The organism is uncultured Aureimonas sp. (assembly GCF_913775355.1).
Taxonomy (GTDB): domain Bacteria; phylum Pseudomonadota; class Alphaproteobacteria; order Rhizobiales; family Rhizobiaceae; genus Aureimonas.
In genome coordinates, this window is the sequence record NZ_CAJYIU010000106.1 from 1 (window position 1) to 18,991 (window position 18,991).

An 18,991-nucleotide genomic window follows, 5' to 3' on the forward strand; every position below is an offset into this window, starting at 1 on the left:
GACAAGGTGAACGTCTGCTGCGTCGGCGACGACGACCAGTCGATCTACGGCTGGCGCGGCGCGGAGGTCGACAACATCCTGCGCTTCGAGCGCGACTTTCCCGGCGCGACCGTGATCCGGCTGGAGCGCAACTACCGCTCCACCGAGCATATCCTGGGCGCGGCCGCCGGCCTCATCGCCAACAACGAGGACCGGCTCGGCAAGACGCTCTTCACGGACCTGCGCGATCCCGAACACGAGAAGGTGACGGTCAACGCGGGCTGGGACTCGGAAGAGGAGGCGCGCGCGATCGGCGAGGAGATCGAGCAGCTCCAGCGCAAGGGCGTCAAGCTCAACGATATGGCGATCCTGGTGCGCGCCTCGTTCCAGATGCGCGAGTTCGAGGACCGCTTCGTCACGCTGGGCCTGAACTACCGCGTGATCGGCGGCCCGCGCTTCTACGAGCGGCAGGAGATCCGAGACGCGCTGGCCTATTTCCGATGCGTCTGCCAGCCGGCCGACGACCTGGCCTTCGAGCGCATCGTCAACACGCCCAAACGCGGCCTCGGCGACGCCGCGATCCGCCTTCTGCACGACTATGCCCGCGCCAAGGGCCTGCCGCTCATCGCGGCGGCGGCCGACCTCGTGCAGGGCGACGAGCTGAAGCCGCGCCCGCGCGCCGCGCTCGCCGACGTCGTGCGCAACTTCGAGCGCTGGTCGGGGCTTCTCTCCACCATGCGGCACACCGATCTCGGCGAGATGATCCTCGACGAGTCCGGCTATACCGAGATGTGGCAGGCCGACCGGTCGGCCGAAGCGCCGGGCCGGCTCGAAAATCTGAAGGAGCTCATCCGCTCCATGGACGACTACGAAAGCCTGCCGGGCTTTCTGGAGCATATCGCCCTCGTCATGGACGCCGAGCAGAACGCCGAGACCGACGCCGTGTCGATCATGACGCTGCATTCGGCCAAGGGCCTCGAATTCGAGACCGTGTTCCTGCCGGGCTGGGAGGAAGGCCTTTTCCCGCACCAGCGCTCGCTCGACGAGGGCGGACGTTCGGGGCTCGAGGAGGAACGGCGCCTCGCCTATGTCGGCATCACGCGCGGCAAGCGGCGGGTGAAGATCTGGTTCGTCTCCAACCGTCGCATCCACGGCATGTGGCAGTCGACGATCCCGTCCCGCTTCCTCGACGAACTGCCCGAGGAGCATGTCGAGGTGATGGAAGCCTCCGCCTCCTACGGTGGCTACGGCGCCGGCGGCATGGGCGGCTACGGCGCCTCGCGCTGGGACGGCAACGCCTTCTCGACCTCCTCCTACGGCACGCCGGGCTGGCGGCGGGCGCAGGCCTCGGGCGGCGCCGGCGGCTATGCCGGCGGGCGCGGCCGCGCGATCGAATACGGCGAGGGCGGCGTGTCGGGCTCGGACGCGCGATCGCGTGCCGCGGCGACCGCCGACAAGTACATCGCGCGCGACGGCGCCGGCGGACGGTCGTCCGGCGGCTTCGAGGAAGCACCGGCGAACGGACCAGACCGGTCGGGTTTCGCGGGCCGCCTCACCGACCCGTTCTCCGCCAACCGCTCGCGCGGCGCCAACCAGCCCCCGCGAAAGGGCGGCGGTCTCTACTCCTCGGCGCGCGCCGGTGGTCCGCGCGAGATCGAGGGCACCCTGGTCGCCAAGTCGGTCGCCGACGAGCCGAGCCGCTTTTCCGCCGGCGACCGCGTCTTCCACATCAAGTTCGGCGGCGGCACGGTGGCGCTCGTCGAAGGCAACAAGCTGACGGTGGACTTCGACCGGGCCGGGCAGAAGCGTGTGCTCGACGGGTTCGTGGAACCGGCCTGACCGCCGCGCACCTTCGGGCGCTCAACGGTCGAGCGGTTCCCGCTCGATCGAACGACGGGGCATGGGCGTCCGCCGGAGCAGGCCTGCTGGCGAACGCCTGCAAGCGGATCACCTCGCTCCGTCACCACAATGGTTTGAGGCGCCGGAGGCCGAGCATGAGAGGCGCGCTTCCCCCTTGTCGTTGCCGGAACGGCCTGCGGGATCGCGCCGCGCCCGCGCGCACCACGGGTCCTCACCGACCTAAGAACGCTCGATCGACCGATCAACGCCCGCAGGGTGAGAGGATCATCCGGCCCGAATGCAGAAAGGGCGAGACGCCAGCGCCCCGCCCTTCCCGTCTCGATCTTTGATCACCTTGCCCCCTCGATCAGGAGACGCCGGCCAGGAGCTCGTGCACGCGGCGCAGATAGGCTTCCGTCTGGCGGCACTTGGCCTCGGCCTCGAGCGCGCGCTGCTCGGCGCGCTTGGCGCGCATGTCGGCTTCCCACTCGTGATACTCGGCATCGCGCAACGCCGTCTCGGCGGTGACGACCCGCTCCTCGGACTGGCGCAGCCGCTCCTCGAGCGACTGGATGTGCGTCTGAAGCCGGTGCTGGTCCTCGGCGGAACGGTCGGCGAGCGCCTTGGACTGCTTCTCCAGCTGAACGAAGCGCTTCTCGTAGGCGCGGATCGTCGCGGCCGTGCGCTCGACCAGCGTCAGCGTGCGCGTCCAGTCGGTCGGCGACGGCTCGATCGTCAGATGGCCGACCGCGAGCGCCACGGCGCTGGCCGGAGCGGCGCCGGCCGGCATCGTCTCGACTTCGGCGGCCTCGGGCACGGCGGCCTCGGGCACGGCGGCCTCGTTCGCCGGGTAGAGCGTCGTCACCTCGGCCCCGCGCGTCCCTTCCGACTGCACCATGACCTCGGCCTCAAGCTCGGGAAAGGGGGCGGGCTCGCGAACCGCGCTCATTCGTCGATACCAAGCCGCCCGCTGGCGAGCGCGGCGCGCAGTTCCGCCTCGGCACTATCTTCGCTGGACAGCACCTGCCCGAAGCTACCGACGATCGTGTCGTGCATCTTGGCGAGCCACGTTTCGGCTTCAGCGGCGCGCGCCTCGGCCAGACGCACCCGCGCCTCGGTCTCGGCCAGCCGCACCTCGGCCTCGTCGAGCTGCTCCTGCAGCGAGCGGATCTCCTCACTCGCCCGCTCGGCATCGAGGCGGTGCTCGATCTCCATCTCGGTCGCGCGCTCGTCGCGGATGCGGATCGCCTCGCTCGCCTCGCGCACGAGATCGAGCGCCGCCGACCAGTCGCGCGCGGCGCCCGACCGGTCGTTGTTGGAGACCAGGACGAAGCCGCTGTCGGTGCGGCCGGAGCCCGCATGCTCCGAGACGCTCTGACGAAGGCTCACGCCGATCTCTTCGCTTGCACTGTTGGCCATCATGCCGATCCTTTGCCGCCGCTCACGCATCACCGCCGAGGGCTCTCCCCGAACCTTCGACCATTTCGCCGCATCCCATCAATAGGTTGCGGTGCATTTCCTTCCGGCCGCAGGCCGCGGCTCGCTCGAAACGGGTCCTCGCCCGCCCGAGCCGGTCGCAGCCGTCCGGCCCTCAATCGCCCTTCTCGGGCATCATGAACGGTCGCACGTTGGAGGAGGTTTCGCCACCGTGCCCGTCGTGCAGCCCGTCGCCCATCAGCCCGGCATCGCCGGAGCGCGAGCGCGTCGCCCGCTTCAGCGTCTCGTTCTGCCGCTGCAGTGCCGTGCGGTTCTCGCGCGCGATGTCGAGCGCGCCCTGCGCCAGCGTGCGCTCGGCCTTCTCGGTCTGCAACTCCTCGATGAGGCGGCGGTTCGCCGCCTCGAGCGTCTGGCGCTCCTGCTCGAATCGCAGGGTCAGCGCCTCGACCCGGTCCGAGAGGTTGTTGGCGCGGGTCGTCACGCCTTCCAGCGCCGCGTCCTTGGCCGCCAGCGCCTTGACCAGCATGTCGGCGCGCGCCTCGAGCTCCATCCGGCCCTTCTGCGCGTCCTGAAGCTGCGTCAGGAGGCGCGAGGCCTCCGTCTTGCTGGCTTCCAGGCGCCGGTCGAAGGTCGTGCGCTCGGCGATCGCCTCCTTGTTGGCCCGTTCGGCGGCGCGCATCGCCTCCTCGCGCTCGCGAAGCTGGCCGCGCACCTGGGCGAGGATCTGGTCCGTCGCCATCAGGCGGGCCGACAGCGCCTCGATCTTCATCGCAGCGCTGGAGCGCTCGGTCTTCATGGCCGCGAGTTCGGTCTCGAGCTGCGCCACGGCGCGCTGGCGACCGGCCTGCTCTGCCGCGATGTGGGATTCCTGAAGGGCGATGGTCTGGAGATGCGCCTCGACCTGGCTCGACAGCTCGTCCATGCGCGAGCCGGCCGAAACGAGCTCGGCCGCCTGCTCTTCGGCGAGATTCTGGAAGCGGCGGTTTTCCTGCTCCAAGATCTGCCGGCGCTCGGAGACCTCGGCGAGCATCCGCTCGGCGTCCGCAAGCGCCTGGTCCGACACCTGCGCCTCGGCGCGCAGGGTCTTCACCTCAAGGGCGAGCGACTGGTTCTGCTCGACCTCGGCGAGCAGCTGCCGCTCCAGCGCGTTGGCATGCGTCGTCTTCTCGCGCAGCGTCAGGCGCTGTTCGTCGAAGGCGGTCTCCTGCTCGCGCAAAAGGTTCTCGAGGCGCGTCGCGCGCGACACCGCAGTCGACAGCTCGCTCGATGCGGTGGAGTAGCGGCCGAGCAGCGAGTCGACCTCGCGTCGCAGCGCCTGCCCGCTCTCCATTTCCTGCTGGAGCAGGGCCTCGAGCTCCAGAATGCGGGACTTGGATCGCGGCAGTTCCTCGGCGATCGTCTCGATCGGGCCGATGAGCTGGGAGAAGTCGTCGGTGAGGGAGCGCAGGTCGCCGAGCCGCTCGGCCATCTCGCCGATGCGCACCTTCAGCATCTCGTTGCGCTGACCGATGCTGTCGAGCGGCGGCACGAAGCCGGCATGGGCGCTGGAGGGAGCGGGGGCGGACGCGCGAGGGGCCACGGGATCCATCACCTTTCCGAAGTCGGGGCGCTCGGCGGCGTTCTCGCTCGGGCGCTGGCCGTCACGCCGAAAGAAGAACGACAGCGGTGAGCTCATCCCTATCGACTCCCTTTCGATCCGATCACGAACCGGTCTTGCCGGTCCCCTCGGACCGAAGCAATCTCATTTACGAAATATTAATCAATTTTTCCAGATGAGTGCGGGCTGGTCACACCGTCGCGACCGGTCGCGTTTTCGTCCGGCGGAGCCGTTCAGGAACCGTTCAGTCGCGAACCAGTTAATGCGCATGATCCCCATGTATGTTCGGAGGAATTCCATGCGCATTCCGAAATGGCTTGCCGGGCGCACCCTGGCTGTCGCCCTGGCGCTGACGATGGTTCCCGCCGCCCTTCCCTCGACGACGCCGCTGGTCGGCATTTCCAGCGCCAAGGCCGACCCCTACTACCGCTACGGCCCGCATTACGGGCCCGGCGGCTTCCGCGGCGCCGGCTGGGGCGGTCCGCGCTACTATGGCGGCCGCGGCTATTACGGCGGTCAGCGCTACTATGGCGGCCACCGCTACGGCTACGGACATCGCGGCTATCGCCGCGGCGGCGGCGGGGCGGCGGTGGCCGGCGCGATCGTCGGCCTCGGCGTCGGTGCGGCGATCGCCAGCGCCGCGCAGCCGCGCTATGTCGAGCGCGCCCCGCGCTACTACGCCGCCCCGGCCTACCGGGCCGAGCCTTGGACGCGCGAGTGGTACCGCTACTGCGCCCAGCGCTACCGCTCCTTCGATCCGCGGTCGGGCACCTTCCAGCCCTATAACGGCCCGCGCCAGCTCTGCCGCTGACGCCCTGACCGGTCCGATCTCGACGGCGGCCGCCCCCATCCGGGGCGGCCGTTTCGCGTTCGGGAACCAAGCGCCGGCCTTGCGACTTCCAGCGGGTAAGGGTTGTCGGGTTCGAGGAGGTTGGGATGGTCGGCTGGCGTCCGGCGGTGGTGGCGATGCTCGGCGCGGCGGCATGCCTCGCCTCGTCGGTCCTGCCCGCATCGGCATGGGAATATGTCGGGCTCGATCCCTACAACCGGCCGGTCTACGCGCTGTCCGGACCGATCCCGAAAGTCCCGCTCGCCGTCTCGCCGCCCGTCTACCAGCGCAAGTCCGGCGCATTCGGCGGGCCGCAGGTAGCGGGACCACTCTACTACGCCCGCCCCGCGCCGCCGGTACCCGGCCTTTATCGCGACGATCCCGCCCTCACGGCCGGGTCGATCCTCGCCTTCGATCTCGACGCCGCGCTCGCGGATGCCGAGGCTCCGCGCAGCGTGACCGTGGTCCGGCGCGGGGAGACGCCTGCCCCCTTCACCGGCCCTTGGTATCGATATTGCGAGACGCGCTACCGCTCGTTCGATCCCGAAAGCGGGACCTACCAGCCGTCCTCCGGCCCCCGCCGCCTCTGCCGCTAGCGGGTCGCCCGCTCACGCCAGCGGACGCGTCGCCGCCTCCAGCCACGCGCGCGCCGCATCGTCGAGGCGCGGGCCGATCTTCTCGCGCACGTCGTCGTGATACACGTCGAGCCAGGCCCGCTCCTCGGCATCCAGATGCTCGACGGCGATCATTCGCCGGTCGATCGGCGCGAAGGTCAGCGTCTCGAACGTGTGCGTGTCGAGATCGGCACCGGCGATGCGCTCGGCCGGGAGCACCAGGATGAGGTTCTCGATGCGGATGCCGAAGGCACCCTCGCGGTAGTAGCCCGGCTCGTTCGAGACGATCATCCCCTCCTCAAGGACGGCCATGCCGCGCCTGGAGATCGACTGCGGCCCCTCGTGGACGGCAAGATACGAGCCGATACCGTGGCCGGTGCCGTGCGCGTAGTCGCAGCCGGCCCGCCAGAGAGCGACGCGCGCCAAGGGGTCAAGATCGATGCCGCGCGTGCCGACCGGAAAGCGGGCGCGGCTGACGGCGATCATGCCCTTCAAGACCAGCGTGAACTTGTGCCGCGCCTCGTCGCTCACCGCGCCGATCGCGACCGTACGGGTAATGTCGGTGGTGCCGTCGCGATACTGTGCGCCGGAATCGATCAGGAATACCTCGCCCGCCGCCAGAACGCGGTTCGACTGGCGATTCACCCGGTAGTGCGGCAGCGCGGCGTTGGGGCCGGCCGCCGAGATCGTGTCGAAGGACAGATCGCGCAGTGGCTGACTGTCCGCTTCGCCGTGACGCGCGCGGAAAGCTTCCAGCGCTTCGGCGGCGCCGATCTCGTCGAGGCTGCCGGGCGCCTGCGCGTCGAGCCAGGCGAGGAAGGCGCAGACCGCCGCCCCATCGCGCAGGTGGGCGCGGCGCGAGCCCTCGATCTCCACGGCGTTCTTCCGGGCGCGGGGCAGGCGCGCCGGGTCGGTGCCGTGCACCACGGTCCCGCCGGCCGCTTCCGCGACCTCGCGCAGCCGGTCGGCGGCGAGCGCGGGATCCAGCATGACGCGGCGCCCGTCGGCGATGTCGCCGAGTGCCGCCTCCAGCGCGTCGGGCGCGGCGATGTCGGCGAGCGGCGCGAGGGCGTCCAGCGCGTCCGCCCCGAGCTTGTCGCGGTCGATGAAGAGGGTCGCGCGCGCCTCGCGCGGGATCAGCGCGAAGGACAGGGGCAGCGGCGTGTGCGGCACGTCGGAGCCGCGGATGTTGAAGGTCCAGGCGACGGACGACGGGTCGGTGAGGACGGTGGCGTCGGCATCGGCCTTCCGAAGCGCGTCGCGGATCTGCGCGAGCTTCTCCTCGCCCGATCGGCCGGCGAGCGCCTGCGGGTGGGCCGAGACCGCGCCTTTCGGCGGCTCCGGCCGGTCCTGCCAGACCCGATCGAGCGGGTTGTGGCGAAGGGCGACGAGTTCGCCGCCGGCCTCGACCATGGCGGTGCGGAGCGCCGCCACCTCCCCGACCGTGTGAAGCCACGGGTCGATGCCGATCCGCAGACCCTTGGCATGCTCGCGAAGATAGGTCCCGAGGGGCGTGTCGACCGAGCTTTCGATGGCGAACACGGCGGCGTCGACCTGCGCGCGCACCTGAACCGTGTAGCGCCCGTCGACGAAGATCGCGGCGCCCTCCGGCAGCACCAGCGCGGTGCCGGCCGAGCCGGTGAAGCCGGTCAGCCAGCGCAGCCGGTCGGCGGAGGCCGGGATGTACTCGCCCTGGTGCTCGTCGGCGCGCGGCACCACGAACCCGTCGACGCCGGGCTCCTTGAGGCTCGCCCGCAGGCGCTCGACGCGCGAGGCGCTCTCTCTGGAATCGGACACCTCGTCGAAGCTCTGGAACATGGAACCGGCCCTTCCTTGCATTGTCGCCTTTCTCTGTTTCAGTCTCGGCCGGCGATCTCAAGACCCGATCCACCATCCGCCGAAATGGTCGGGTCGGCGCCGGGGCAGCCCGCTTGATCGAAGGCTCGAACGGGAGTAGAGATCGCTCACTGACGTTTACGCAAACGTCAAAGTTTGACGCTGGGAGTTCCGTCATGCCGGTCTATCAGGCCCCCGTCGCCGATACGCTCTTCGTCCTCAACGACATCCTCGGCTGGGAACGCCACGGCAACCTGCCGGGCTTTGCGGATGCGACGCCCGACGTCGTGGAGGCGATCCTCGGCGAAGCCGGCAAGTTCGCGACCGACATCTTCCTGCCGCTCAACCAAGTCGGCGACCACGAGGGCTGCAAGCGCGCGGCCGACGCCTCGGTGACGACGCCGAAGGGCTTCAAGGAAGCCTACAATCAGTTTCGCGAGGCGGGCTGGGGCGGCCTTTCGGCGAGCCCGGAGTTCGGCGGTCAGGGCCTGCCGCACACGCTGGCGGCGGCGGTCAACGAGTTCCTCTCCTCGGCCAACATGGCCTTTGCCATGTATCCCGGCCTGACGCGCGGCGCGATCGCGGCGATCGAAAGCCACGGCTCCGACGAGCAGAAGGCGCTGTACCTGCCGAAGATGGTGGACGGCATCTGGACCGGCACCATGAACCTCACCGAGCCCCATTGCGGCACGGACCTCGGTCTCCTGCGCACCCGTGCGGTGCCGGCGGAGGACGGGACGTTCAGGATTTCGGGCCAGAAGATCTTCATCTCGGCCGGCGAGCACGACCTGTCGGAGAACATCGTCCACCTCGTCCTCGCCCGCATCGAGGGCGCGCCGGAGGGCGTGAAGGGCATTTCGCTCTTCATCGTGCCGAAGTTCCTGCCCGACCAGGCCGGAAATCCCAGCACCCGCAACGGCGTCTCCTGCGGCTCGCTCGAGGAGAAGATGGGCATCCACGGCAACGCGACCTGCGTCATGAACTACGACGGGGCCACGGGCTGGCTGGTCGGCGAGGCGCACAAGGGCCTGCGCGCGATGTTCACGATGATGAACGAGGCGCGGCTCGGCGTCGGCGTGCAGGGGCTCGCGATCTCCGAGATCGCCTACCAGAACGCCGTCGCCTATGCCCGCGACCGCCTGCAGGGCCGTGCGCTAGCCGGCTCCAAGCACGGCGAGAAGGCGGCCGACCCGATCATCGTCCACCCCGACGTGCGCCGCATGCTGATGACGATCCGCGCCGTCAACGAGGCGGGCCGCGCGCTGATCCTCTGGACGGCGCTGCGGGGCGACCTGTCGCACCGCGCCGAGGACGCTAAGGTCCGCGAGGCGTCCGACGACTGGATGGGCCTGCTCACCCCCGTCATCAAGGGCGTCCTCACCGACAAGGGCTTCGAGAACGCCGTGATGGCGCAGCAGGTCTACGGCGGCCACGGATACGTGCGCGAATGGGGCATGGAGCAGTTCGTGCGCGATGCGCGCATCGCCCAGATCTACGAGGGCGCCAACGGCATCCAGGCGCTCGACCTCGTCGGGCGCAAGCTGGCGCTGAACGGCGGCCGGGCGATCCAGGCCTTCTTCAAGGAGGTCGGCGCCTTCTGCGAGGAGCACCGTTCCACGGAAGCGATGGCGCCCTTCACCAAGTCCTTGAAGAAGGGCCTCAACGATCTCCAGTCGGCCACGATGTGGCTGATGACCAACGCGATGGCCAAGCCCGACAACGCGGGCGCCGCCTCCACCGACTACATGCACCTCTTCGGGCTCGTGGCGCTCGGCTACATGTGGGGCCGCATGGCGCACGCCGCGCAGGAGAAGCTGGCGGCGGGCGCCGGCGACGATACATCGTTCCTCGAGAACAAGCTCGTGACGGCACGCTTCTACATGGACCGTCTCATGCCCGAGACCGCCGCCCACCTCGCCCGCATCTCGTCGGGCGCCGACTCGATGATGGCGCTCGACGCCGACGCCTTCTGATCCGGCCGCACAGGAAAGACGAAGATCTCATGACCGACGCTTTCATCTACGACCACGTGCGCACCCCGCGCGGCCGCGGCAAGAAGGACGGCTCGCTGCACGAGGTGCCGGCCGTCCGGCTCGGCTCGAAGGTGCTGGAGGCTGTGCGCGACCGCAACGGCCTGCCGACGGCCGAGGTCGACGACATCATCTTCGGCTGCGTCGACCCGGTCGGCGAGGCCGGCTCGGTGATCCCGAAGGCCTCGGCCTTCGAGGCGGACTACGCCTTTGCCGCGCCCGGCATGCAGATCTCGCGCTTCTGCGCATCCGGGCTCGACGCGGTGAACCTCGGGGCGGCCAAGATCGCGGCGGGCTCGGACGAACTCGTGATCGCGGGCGGCGTCGAATCCATGTCGCGCGTCGGCATGGGCATGTCGGGCGGCGCCTGGATCATGGATCCCTCGGTCGGTATCCCTGCCTACTTCATGCCGCAGGGCGTCTCGGCCGACCTCATCGCCACGAAATACGGCTTCAGCCGAGACGACGTCGACGCTTACGCCGTGGAATCGCAGAAGCGCGCGGCGAGAGCCTGGGACGAAGGCCGCTTTCAGCGCTCTGTGATCCCGGTAAGGGACCAGAACGGGCTGACGATCCTCGACCGCGACGAGCACATGCGCCCCTCGACCGACATGCAGTCGCTGGGCTCGCTCAACGCCTCCTTCGCCATGATGGGCGAGATGGGCGGATACGATGCGGTCGCGATCCAGGCGCATCCGGAGATCGAGGCGGTCAATCACGTCCACCATGCCGGCAACTCGTCGGGCATCGTGGACGGTGCGGCGGCGGTGCTCTTGGGTTCGAAGGCGGCTGGCGAGACGCTCGGCCTGAAGCCGAGAGCCCGCATCCGTGCCTTCGCCTCGATCGGCTCGGACCCCGCGCTGATGCTGACCGGGCCGGTGGACGTGACGAAGAAGCTTCTCGATCGCTCCGGCATGAAGCTGTCCGACATCGACCTCTTCGAGCTGAACGAGGCGTTCGCGGCGGTCGTCCTGCGCTACCTTCAGGCCTTCGAGATCGACCCGGCCGTCATGAACGTCAACGGCGGCGCGATCGCCATGGGCCATCCGCTCGGCGCGACCGGCGCGATGATCCTCGGCACGGTGCTCGACGAACTGGAGCGCCAGGACAAACAGACGGCGCTCGTCACGCTGTGCATCGGCGCCGGCATGGGCACGGCAACGATCATTGAGCGCGTGTGATGCGGACGGCGCCGCGCTCCCGGCGGTCAGGCGACCCGGCTGCGGTCCGCCCGGTGGGTGGCGCGGACCGACATGTCGATCGGCGGCAGGGCTTCGAAGGCGGGCTTGGCGAACCAGTATCCCTGGAACAGCGTGATGCCGGCCGCCTTCAGGATGGTGAACTCGTCCTCGGTCTCGACGCCCTCGGCAAGCACCTGGATGCCGAGCTCGCGCGCGGCGGTGGCGATCGTCGCCACGATGATCTGGCGCGGCCGGCTGACCTCGATGCCGCGGATCAGCTTCATGTCGAGCTTGATGAGGTCGGGCTGGAAGTCGGCGAGCAGCGTCAGGCCGGCATAGCCGGCGCCGAAGTCGTCGAGCGCCGTGATGAAGCCCTGGCGCCGGTATTCGGTCAAGATGTTCTGGAGATGGCCGGTGTCGACGATCTCCTCGTTCTCGGTGAACTCGAACATCAGCGACTGAAGCGGGAAATCATGGCGGCGCGCGGCGATCAGCGTCGCGCGCAGGCACGCCGCCGGCTCGTAGACCGCGTTGGGCAGGAAGTTGATCGACAGGCGCGTGTTCTCGCCACGTGGGAAGAGACGGGCGGCCAGTTCCAGCGCCTTCACGCGGCAGGCCTGGTCGAACCGGTAGCGCTGCTCGTCGGACACCTTGGAGAGGATCGCGTAGGCCCCCTCGCCCGCCGTTCCCCGGATCAGCGCTTCGTAGCCCCACACGCGCGACGCGGCGATGTCGAAGATCGGCTGGAAGGCCATCGAGAAGTCGAAGTCGAGCGGCTTGCCCGAGCGGCACCCTTCGCAGTCCGTCGCCATCGCCCCGGTCCCATCGCGTTTTTGATGGGACTGATTCTACGCAACAGGTCTTGGGAATCCCTGAAGACCAAGGGCTTTTGCTAGCCTGCCTAAGCATTTCCGCGGGCTTTCAGCGCCGCAGATCGTTCGTTCGGGAGACACGCATGGATCTTCGCAACTTCACCGTCGAGACCGACGCGGACGGCTTGGCCCTCGTCACCTGGGACATGCCGGACCGCTCGATGAACGTCTTCACCGAAGAGGTTCTGCGCGAGATCGAGACGCTGGTCGACACCTTCGCCGCCGATGCGGCCGTGAAGGGCGTGGTGCTCGCCTCCGGCAAGAACGGAACCTTCACCGGCGGCGCCGACCTGAACATGCTCGGTGCCATGTTCTCAGCCTTCGACGCGAAGCGGAAGAGCGACCCGCAGGGCGCCGTCGCCGAGCTCTTCGAGCGCTGCGGCGAGATGGGCCGGATCTGGCGCAAGCTCGAGACATCGGGCAAGCCCTATGTCTGCGCGATCAACGGCACCTGCATGGGCGGCGGCTTCGAGCTGGCGCTCGCCTGCCACGGGCGCGTCGCCGCCCAGAGCGCCAGGATGGGCCTGCCTGAGGTGAAGGTCGGCATCTTCCCCGGCGCCGGCGGAACGCAGCGCGTGCCCCGCCTCGCCGATACGCAAAGCGCGCTCCAGATGCTCCTGAAGGGCGAGACGCTGACCGCCGCCAAGGCCAAGGGCATGAAGTTGATCGACGAGGTCGTGCCCGACGACCAGCTGATCGAGGCGGCGAAGGCCATGCTGAAGGCTGGCCTGAAGCCCGTGAAGGCCTGGGACGAGAAGGGCTTTAAGCTGCCGTCCGGGCCGGTTTACTCCCCCGCCGGCGCGCAGGTCTGGCCTGCCGTCGCCTCGCTCTACCGCAAGGAGACCGCCGACAACTATCCCGGCGCCCGCGCCATCGTGAAATGCGTCTACGAGGGCCTGCTCGTCCCGATCGACACGGGGCTCCGGATCGAGCAGCGCTACTTCACCGAGGTCCTGCAGACGACCGAGGCGGCGATGATGATCCGCTCGCTGTTCGTCTCGATGCAGGCGCTGAACAAGGGCGCGCGTCGCCCGGCCGGCGTGCCCGAGCAGGCGATTGCCAAGGTCGGCGTCGTCGGCGCCGGCTTCATGGGCGCCGGCATCGCCTATGTCGCGGCGAAGGCCGGCATCGAGGTGGTGCTGGTCGACCAGACCCAAGAAGCCGCCGACAAGGGCAAGGCGCATTCGGCGAGCCTGATGGAAGGGCTCGTCAAGAAGGGCCGCGCCAAGGCCGACGAGGCCGAGGCGCTGCTCGCCCGCATCACGGCGACGCCCGACTACGCCGCGCTCGCAGACGCCGATCTCGTGATCGAGGCCGTGTTCGAGGACCGCGACGTGAAGGCCGAGGTGAGCCGGCGCGTGGCCGACGTGCTGAAGCCGGACGCGATCTTCGCCTCCAACACCTCGACCCTGCCGATCACGAGCCTCGCGGAAGCCTTTCCCGACGCCTCGCGCTTTGTGGGCATCCACTTCTTCTCGCCCGTCGACCGGATGATGCTGACCGAGGTGATCCTCGGCAAGGAGACCGGCGACAGGGCGCTCGCCGTCGCGCTCGACTTCGTGCGCGCGATCAAGAAGACGCCGATCGTCGTCAACGACACGCGCGGCTTCTTCGCCAACCGCTGCGTGCTCCGCTACATGACGGAAGCCTACGACATGCTGGTCGAGGGCGTGCCGCCGGTGATGATCGAGAACGCGGCGAAGTTCGCCGGCATGCCGGTGGGCCCCCTCGCGCTCAACGACGAGACGGCGGTCGACCTCTCCCAGAAGATCATGAAGGCGACGATCCGCGACATGGGCGAAGGGGCGATCGACCCGCGCCACTTCGCCCTCGTCAATGAGATGGTGGACGAGGAGGGCCGGCTCGGCCGCAAGGCCGGCAAGGGCTTCTACGACTATCCGGCCAAGCCCGCGAAGAAGCACATCTGGCCGGGCCTCAAGGACAAGTTCCCGCAGAAGTCCCCGGACGAGGTGGATTTCGAGGAATTGAAGCAGCGCTTCCTCGTCACGATGGCGCTCGAGGCGGCGCGGACCGTCGAGGAGGGTGTCGTCACCGATCCGCGCGAGGCCGATGTCGGCTCGATCCTCGGCTTCGGCTTCGCGCCCTACACGGGTGGGACGCTCAGCTACATCGACGGAATGGGTGTAGCGTCCTTCGTGGCGCTCTGCGAGAGGCTCGCCGAGCGGCATGGCGAGCGCTTCCGCCCGACGCCGCTTCTGAAAGATATGGCGGCACGCGGCGAAAGCTTCTACTCGCGCTTCGCCCCAGCCAGGGCGGCGGCCTGACGACAGGGAACCGGCGAGGGGGTCACGCCCCCTCGCGCTTCTCGCGCGCCAGCGAGCGACCGATCGTGTCGGCGACGCGCGCGCCCCGCTCGCCGAGCGGCTTGTCCGGGGCGTCGGTCGTGTCCATCGCGGTCTGATGTTCCATCTCGGCGTTCACCTCGGCGCCGACGATGAAGATGATCGACGAGATCCAGACCCACATCATGAAGCCGATCGCCGCGCCGAGCGAGCCGTAGGTCACCGAGTAGTTGGCGAAGGACCGCAGGTACCAGGAGAAGCCGATCGAGGCGGCGAGCCAGACCGAGGCGGTCAGCATGGCGCCGAAGAAGACCCAGCTCCAGCGCGCCCGGTTGCGGCTCGGCCCGTAGCGGTAGACCATGCTGATCGCACCGACGATCACCACGAACACCACCGGCCAGCGCGCGGCGGCGACGAGCTCGTCGGTGTAGCTTTGCGCGCCGACGATCGCCATCACCGCCGGCACCACGCCGACCGAGACGAACAGGATCGTGGCGATGAAGAAGGCGCCGATCGTGAAGCAGAAGGCGACCGCGTTGAGCTTCAGGAACGAGCGCTGCTCGTGCTCGCCGTAGGCGACGTTCATCGCCTCGAACAGCGTCTTGATGCCGTTGTTGGCGCTCCACAGCGAGAACAGGAGGCCCGTCACGAAGCTCAAAGAAAGCGAAGCCGGATCGCGCGAGACGAGGCTTTCGAGCTGCGAGGTGAGGATGTCGGTGCCGGCCTGCGGGAGGAAGCGCCCGATGAACGCGATGTGGTCGGCGATCGTGGTCGGGTTGGCGACGATCCCGTAGAACGAGACGAAGACGGCGAAGGCAGGAAACAGCGCCAGGAGAAGATAGAAGGTCGCGCCCGCCGCGATCAGCATCACGCGGTCTTCGAAGAACGAATAGTAGAGCCGGCCGATGATGTCCTTCCAGCCGGCCCACGGGATGCCGAAGGGCCCCGTCGCGTCGCGCCCGCGGCCGGGCTCGCTCGCGCGCATGCGCGTTTCCTCGGTGGTGTTGGGCGCGAAGCGGAAGCCGATCGAACTCATCCCAAGCCTTCTACGCGAAACATCGACGCCAACCGACGGCAGGCGGAGGCCCGCCACGATCTATTCGGAGAAATGCCGCATTTGATCGAAGGGTTCCACCATGGGGCGGAAAGATCGCCGGCGCGGCCGGGTGCCGCATCCCGGCAAAACCGTGGAAAACCGACCTGTCCCACCGACCAGGCCGCGGAAACCGAAGCCGACTTGTCGACAGGGCGGGAGCGGCATCCTAGACACATTGTGACGAGGACTATATTCCTCGAAACGGTGGCCGGACCGGGTCGCCCCTCCCGCAACGAGAGGTTTGCCGCATGCTGTCGCACGACAGGATCTGGGCCGCGATCGACGGCCTCGCCGCCCGGCTGAAGATGTCGCCGTCGGGTCTGGCGCGCAAGGCGGGCCTCGATCCGACGACCTTCAACAAGTCCAAGCGCAACGCGCCGGACGGCCGCCCGCGCTGGCCCTCCACCGAATCGATTGCCAAGGTTCTGGAGGCGACGGGCACGAGTTCGGAAGACTTCTTCGCCGGCCCGGAGGCGAGCCTCCGATCGATGCGCCCGGTTCCGCCGCCGCGCAGCTCCGTCCCGCTGCTCGGCAGCGCGGAAGCCGGCGCGGGCGGCTATTTCGACGATGCGGGCTTTCCCGCCGGCCAGGGCTGGGAGGAGGTCGAACTGCCGGGCGCCGACGATTCGCTCTATGCGCTCGAAGTGTCGGGGCAGTCGATGATGCCGCTTTACCGCGACGGCGACATCGTGGTGGTGAAGCCCGGCGCCCCGGTGCGGCGCGGCGACCGCGTGGTGGTTCGCACCAAGGGCGGCGAGGTCATGGTCAAGGTGCTCCAGCGCCAGACGGCGCGCACGATCGAGCTTGCCTCGGTGAACCCCGAGTTTCCCGACCGCCAGTTTCCGCTCGCCGAGATCGAGTGGATCGCGCGCATCCTCTGGGTCAGCCAGTAGCGCGCCGCCCTGTGCGCCGCTCCGTGCGCGCCTAGAAAGAAGGGAGCGCTCGGGTGTCCGAGCGGCTGTGCCATCGGAGGACGCTCGTGTCGGAACACACCTACAAGATCATCGAAATCGTCGGTTCGTCGCCCGAATCGATCGAGAAGGCGATCGAGAACGCGATTGCCGACGCCGCGAAGTCGGTGCGCAACATCCGCTGGTTCGAGGTGACCGAGACGCGGGGCCATGTCGAGGACGGCCGGGTCGCCCATTATCAGGTCGGGTTGAAGATCGGCTTCACGCTGGACGATTCCTAAGCGCACAGATACTCGTCATACCAGTTGACGAGTGTCGGCTTCTCGTGCGACGCCATGGAGGTTCCAATCTTTCGAGGATCCTCCATGACATCGATCGCCCTGTTCGGGGCCGGCGGAAAGATGGGCACGCGCCTCGCCGGCAATCTCAAGGGCTCGCGCTTCGACGTGCGCCACGTGGAGCGTTCCGACGCCGGCCGCGAACGGCTGAAGACCCATCTCGGCGTCACCTGCGTCGACGAGGACGAGGCGCTGGACGGTGCCGAGGTCGTCGTCCTGGCGGTGCCCGACACGCTGATCGGCCGCGTCCTGTCCGGCATCGAGGCGAAGCTCGAGCCCGGCACGATGGTGATGATCCTCGATGCCGCCGCGCCGTTTGCCGGCCACCTGCCGGAGCGCGCCGACCTCACCTATTTCGTCACCCACCCCTGCCACCCGCCGATCTTCAACGACGAGACCGACGAGGCCGCCAAGCGCGACTTCTTCGGCGGCGTCGCGGCCAAGCAGCACATCGTCTCGGCGCTGATGCAGGGGCCGGACGAGGCCTACGCGCTCGGCGAGGAGATCGCCAAGGTGATCTGGGCGCCGGTGATGCGCTCGCACCGCATCACGGTAGAGCAGATGGCGCTTCTGGAGCCCGGCCTCTCGGAGACGGTGACGGCGAGCCTTCTCGTCGTCATGCGCGAGGCGATGGACGAGGTGGTCCGCCGCGGCGTGCCGAGGCAAGCCGCCCGCGACTTCCTGCTCGGCCACATGAACGTGCTCGGCGCCGTGATTTTCGAGGAGACGCCGGGCGTCTTCTCCGACGCATGCAACAAGGCGATCGAGTTCGGCAAGCCGGCCCTGATGCGCGACGACTGGAAGCGCGTCTTCGAGCCGGACGAGCTGATGGCCTCCATCCGCCGCATCACCTGACCCGAGACCGCACGGAGCCGGACCCATGAGCGAGTTGCGCGGCGCCCTGATCGGGTGCGGCTTCTTTGCCCGCAACCAGATGCACGCCTGGAACGACATCCCGGGCGTGTCCATCGTCGCGATCTGCGACCGCGACGAGGCGCGGCTCGCCGAAACGGGCGACAGCTTCGCGGTCGAGGCCCGCTACAGGGATGCCGCGACGATGCTGCGCGAGGTGCGGCCCGACTTCGTCGACATCGCCACCACCGCGCCGAGCCACCGCGCGCTGGTGGAACTTGCCGCCTCGCTGCAGATCCCGGCGATCTGCCAGAAGCCCATCGCGCCGACGATCGACGACGCGCGGGCGATGGTCGAGGCCTGCGAGGCCGCCGGCGTGCCGCTGATGATCCACGAGAACTTCCGCTGGCAGTCGCCGATCCAGGCGGTGCGCCGCGTTCTCGACACCGGCGAGATCGGCGCCCCGTTCTTCGGCCGCGTCTCGTTCCGCTCGGCCTACGACGTCTATGCGGGCCAGCCGTATCTTGCGGAAGGCGAGCGCTTCATCATCGAGGACCTCGGCATCCATGCCCTCGACATCGCGCGCTTCCTGTTCGGCGACGTCGCCCGCATCACCGCACGCACAGCCCGCGTCAATCCCCGCATCCGCGGCGAGGACGTCGCGACGATGCTCCTCGACCACGAGGCGGGCTTTCCGTCGGTGGTGGACTGCTCCTACGCCACGAGGCTCGAGACCGAGCGTTTTCCCCAGACGCTGGTCGAGATCGACGGGGCGACCGGGACGATCCGCCTCGACGAGGGCTACCGCCTGACGGTCACCGGCCCGAACGGCACGCGGCACGAGGACGTGTCGCCACCGCTTCTCCCCTGGGCCTCGCGTCCTTGGCACAACATTCAAGAGAGCGTCGCGCTGATCCAGCACCACTGGGTCGAGACGCTTCGCGCGGGCGCGGAGCCCGCGACGTCGGGCCGCGACAACCTGAAGACCTTCGCCCTCGTCGAGGCCGCCTATCGCCGCGCTGCGAGCGGCGCGACGCTCGACCCGTCCGAGGTCTGACGATGGCCGACGCGCTGAAGCTCTTCGGAACGCGCGATCCGGTCGCCCCGGTCCGGCGCCTTCAGGCGGGGCGGCTCACGGCGGACCTCGTGTCGGGCAACCTGCGCGCCGTGTCCTTCGCCGGCATCGAGGTCCTGCGCTCGATCGCCTATGTCGTGCGCGACCGGGACTGGGGAACCTACGATCCGCCGATCCTCGATCTCGACGTCGAGGACGCCGG

The 18,991-nt window shown here is 68.9% G+C and carries 16 protein-coding genes and 1 pseudogene; 11 read left to right on the forward strand and 6 right to left on the reverse strand.

The features are described 5' to 3' along the window. Positions 1 to 1,818: 3'-5' exonuclease (locus QZ753_RS07425; RefSeq protein ID WP_294642396.1), on the forward strand; the 1,818-nt coding region annotated here is incomplete at its 5' end. A 367-nt stretch (positions 1,819 to 2,185) separates the two neighbouring features. Here the strand turns inward: QZ753_RS07425 and QZ753_RS07430 are convergent. The 3 genes from QZ753_RS07430 to QZ753_RS07440 form a co-directional block, all read right to left on the reverse strand. Beyond that, on the reverse strand, positions 2,186 to 2,767 hold the full coding sequence (locus QZ753_RS07430; RefSeq protein ID WP_294642398.1) for a hypothetical protein: 582 nt from the start codon (positions 2,765 to 2,767) through the stop codon (positions 2,186 to 2,188). Further along, a complete protein-coding gene (locus QZ753_RS07435; protein ID WP_294642400.1) occupies positions 2,764 to 3,237 on the reverse strand; it encodes a hypothetical protein in 474 nt (157 codons plus the stop codon). The genes QZ753_RS07430 and QZ753_RS07435 overlap by 4 nt, the downstream gene beginning before the upstream one ends. A gap of 172 nt (positions 3,238 to 3,409) precedes the next feature. Beyond that, positions 3,410 to 4,930 carry a chromosome partitioning protein ParA gene (locus QZ753_RS07440; RefSeq protein ID WP_294642402.1) on the reverse strand — a complete coding sequence of 507 codons (1,521 nt, stop codon included), beginning with the start codon at positions 4,928 to 4,930 and terminating at the stop codon, positions 3,410 to 3,412. Between the two features lie 220 nt (positions 4,931 to 5,150). Here QZ753_RS07440 and QZ753_RS07445 point away from each other — a divergent pair, with 220 nt between their 5' ends. Further along, positions 5,151 to 5,663, forward strand: a complete 513-nt coding sequence (locus QZ753_RS07445) for a BA14K family protein (RefSeq protein ID WP_294642404.1) — start codon at positions 5,151 to 5,153, stop codon at positions 5,661 to 5,663. Positions 5,664 to 5,788: 125 nt separating this feature from the next. Then, positions 5,789 to 6,277 (forward strand): BA14K family protein, encoded by a 489-nt coding sequence (locus QZ753_RS07450; protein ID WP_294642406.1) that lies wholly within the window; start codon positions 5,789 to 5,791, stop codon positions 6,275 to 6,277. A gap of 12 nt (positions 6,278 to 6,289) precedes the next feature. Here QZ753_RS07450 and QZ753_RS07455 read toward each other — a convergent pair whose 3' ends face one another. Further along, complete coding sequence (locus QZ753_RS07455; RefSeq protein ID WP_294642407.1) at positions 6,290 to 8,113, reverse strand: aminopeptidase P family protein; 1,824 nt, start codon at positions 8,111 to 8,113, stop codon at positions 6,290 to 6,292. Between the two features lie 194 nt (positions 8,114 to 8,307). On the opposite strand from QZ753_RS07455, the gene QZ753_RS07460 reads away from it, so the two are divergent. Beyond that, on the forward strand, positions 8,308 to 10,104 hold the full coding sequence (locus QZ753_RS07460) for an acyl-CoA dehydrogenase C-terminal domain-containing protein (protein WP_294642409.1): 1,797 nt from the start codon (positions 8,308 to 8,310) through the stop codon (positions 10,102 to 10,104). A gap of 29 nt (positions 10,105 to 10,133) precedes the next feature. Next, the gene (locus QZ753_RS07465) at positions 10,134 to 11,342 is read left to right on the forward strand and encodes an acetyl-CoA C-acetyltransferase (protein ID WP_294642411.1); all 1,209 of its coding nucleotides are present in this window, start codon (positions 10,134 to 10,136) and stop codon (positions 11,340 to 11,342) included. A 26-nt stretch (positions 11,343 to 11,368) separates the two neighbouring features. Here the strand turns inward: QZ753_RS07465 and QZ753_RS07470 are convergent, their stop codons facing one another. Next, positions 11,369 to 12,154, reverse strand: a complete 786-nt coding sequence (locus QZ753_RS07470) for an EAL domain-containing protein (protein WP_294642413.1) — start codon at positions 12,152 to 12,154, stop codon at positions 11,369 to 11,371. Between the two features lie 143 nt (positions 12,155 to 12,297). On the opposite strand from QZ753_RS07470, the gene QZ753_RS07475 reads away from it, so the two are divergent. Beyond that, positions 12,298 to 14,499, forward strand: a complete 2,202-nt coding sequence (locus tag QZ753_RS07475; protein WP_294642415.1) for an FAD-dependent oxidoreductase — start codon at positions 12,298 to 12,300, stop codon at positions 14,497 to 14,499. Positions 14,500 to 14,521: 22 nt separating this feature from the next. Here the strand turns inward: QZ753_RS07475 and QZ753_RS07480 are convergent, their stop codons facing one another. Continuing rightward, positions 14,522 to 15,553 (reverse strand): YihY/virulence factor BrkB family protein, encoded by a 1,032-nt coding sequence (locus tag QZ753_RS07480; protein ID WP_294642416.1) that lies wholly within the window; start codon positions 15,551 to 15,553, stop codon positions 14,522 to 14,524. 308 nt (positions 15,554 to 15,861) lie between these two features. Between QZ753_RS07480 and QZ753_RS07485 the strand changes: the two genes are divergently transcribed. The 5 genes and pseudogenes from QZ753_RS07485 to QZ753_RS07505 form a co-directional block, all read left to right on the forward strand. Next, a complete protein-coding gene (locus QZ753_RS07485; protein WP_294642418.1) occupies positions 15,862 to 16,506 on the forward strand; it encodes a helix-turn-helix transcriptional regulator in 645 nt (214 codons plus the stop codon). An 86-nt stretch (positions 16,507 to 16,592) separates the two neighbouring features. Beyond that, the gene (locus tag QZ753_RS07490) at positions 16,593 to 16,805 is read left to right on the forward strand and encodes a dodecin (RefSeq protein ID WP_294642419.1); all 213 of its coding nucleotides are present in this window, start codon (positions 16,593 to 16,595) and stop codon (positions 16,803 to 16,805) included. 84 nt (positions 16,806 to 16,889) lie between these two features. Continuing rightward, on the forward strand, positions 16,890 to 17,717 hold the full coding sequence (locus QZ753_RS07495; protein ID WP_294642421.1) for a phosphogluconate dehydrogenase C-terminal domain-containing protein: 828 nt from the start codon (positions 16,890 to 16,892) through the stop codon (positions 17,715 to 17,717). A 25-nt stretch (positions 17,718 to 17,742) separates the two neighbouring features. After that, complete coding sequence (locus tag QZ753_RS07500; RefSeq protein WP_294642423.1) at positions 17,743 to 18,771, forward strand: Gfo/Idh/MocA family oxidoreductase; 1,029 nt, start codon at positions 17,743 to 17,745, stop codon at positions 18,769 to 18,771. A gap of 2 nt (positions 18,772 to 18,773) precedes the next feature. Next, a pseudogene (locus QZ753_RS07505) lies at positions 18,774 to 18,991 on the forward strand (hypothetical protein); the annotation flags it as partial.

Excerpts from the sequence above, each read along its gene's own strand:
- QZ753_RS07435 (WP_294642400.1), bottom strand. The coding sequence starts at position 3,237 with ATGGCCAACAGTGCAAGCGAAGAGATCGGCGTGAGCCTTCGTCAGAGC.
- QZ753_RS07460 (WP_294642409.1), top strand. The coding sequence starts at position 8,308 with ATGCCGGTCTATCAGGCCCCCGTCGCCGATACGCTCTTCGTCCTCAAC.
- QZ753_RS07470 (WP_294642413.1), bottom strand. The coding sequence starts at position 12,154 with ATGGCGACGGACTGCGAAGGGTGCCGCTCGGGCAAGCCGCTCGACTTC.
- QZ753_RS07440 (WP_294642402.1), bottom strand. The coding sequence starts at position 4,930 with ATGAGCTCACCGCTGTCGTTCTTCTTTCGGCGTGACGGCCAGCGCCCG.
- QZ753_RS07475 (WP_294642415.1), top strand. The coding sequence starts at position 12,298 with ATGGATCTTCGCAACTTCACCGTCGAGACCGACGCGGACGGCTTGGCC.
- QZ753_RS07430 (WP_294642398.1), bottom strand. The coding sequence starts at position 2,767 with ATGAGCGCGGTTCGCGAGCCCGCCCCCTTTCCCGAGCTTGAGGCCGAG.
- QZ753_RS07500 (WP_294642423.1), top strand. The coding sequence starts at position 17,743 with ATGAGCGAGTTGCGCGGCGCCCTGATCGGGTGCGGCTTCTTTGCCCGC.
- QZ753_RS07450 (WP_294642406.1), top strand. The coding sequence starts at position 5,789 with ATGGTCGGCTGGCGTCCGGCGGTGGTGGCGATGCTCGGCGCGGCGGCA.
- QZ753_RS07480 (WP_294642416.1), bottom strand. The coding sequence starts at position 15,553 with ATGAGTTCGATCGGCTTCCGCTTCGCGCCCAACACCACCGAGGAAACG.
- QZ753_RS07485 (WP_294642418.1), top strand. The coding sequence starts at position 15,862 with ATGCTGTCGCACGACAGGATCTGGGCCGCGATCGACGGCCTCGCCGCC.
- QZ753_RS07455 (WP_294642407.1), bottom strand. The coding sequence starts at position 8,113 with ATGTTCCAGAGCTTCGACGAGGTGTCCGATTCCAGAGAGAGCGCCTCG.
- QZ753_RS07445 (WP_294642404.1), top strand. The coding sequence starts at position 5,151 with ATGCGCATTCCGAAATGGCTTGCCGGGCGCACCCTGGCTGTCGCCCTG.
- QZ753_RS07495 (WP_294642421.1), top strand. The coding sequence starts at position 16,890 with ATGACATCGATCGCCCTGTTCGGGGCCGGCGGAAAGATGGGCACGCGC.
- QZ753_RS07465 (WP_294642411.1), top strand. The coding sequence starts at position 10,134 with ATGACCGACGCTTTCATCTACGACCACGTGCGCACCCCGCGCGGCCGC.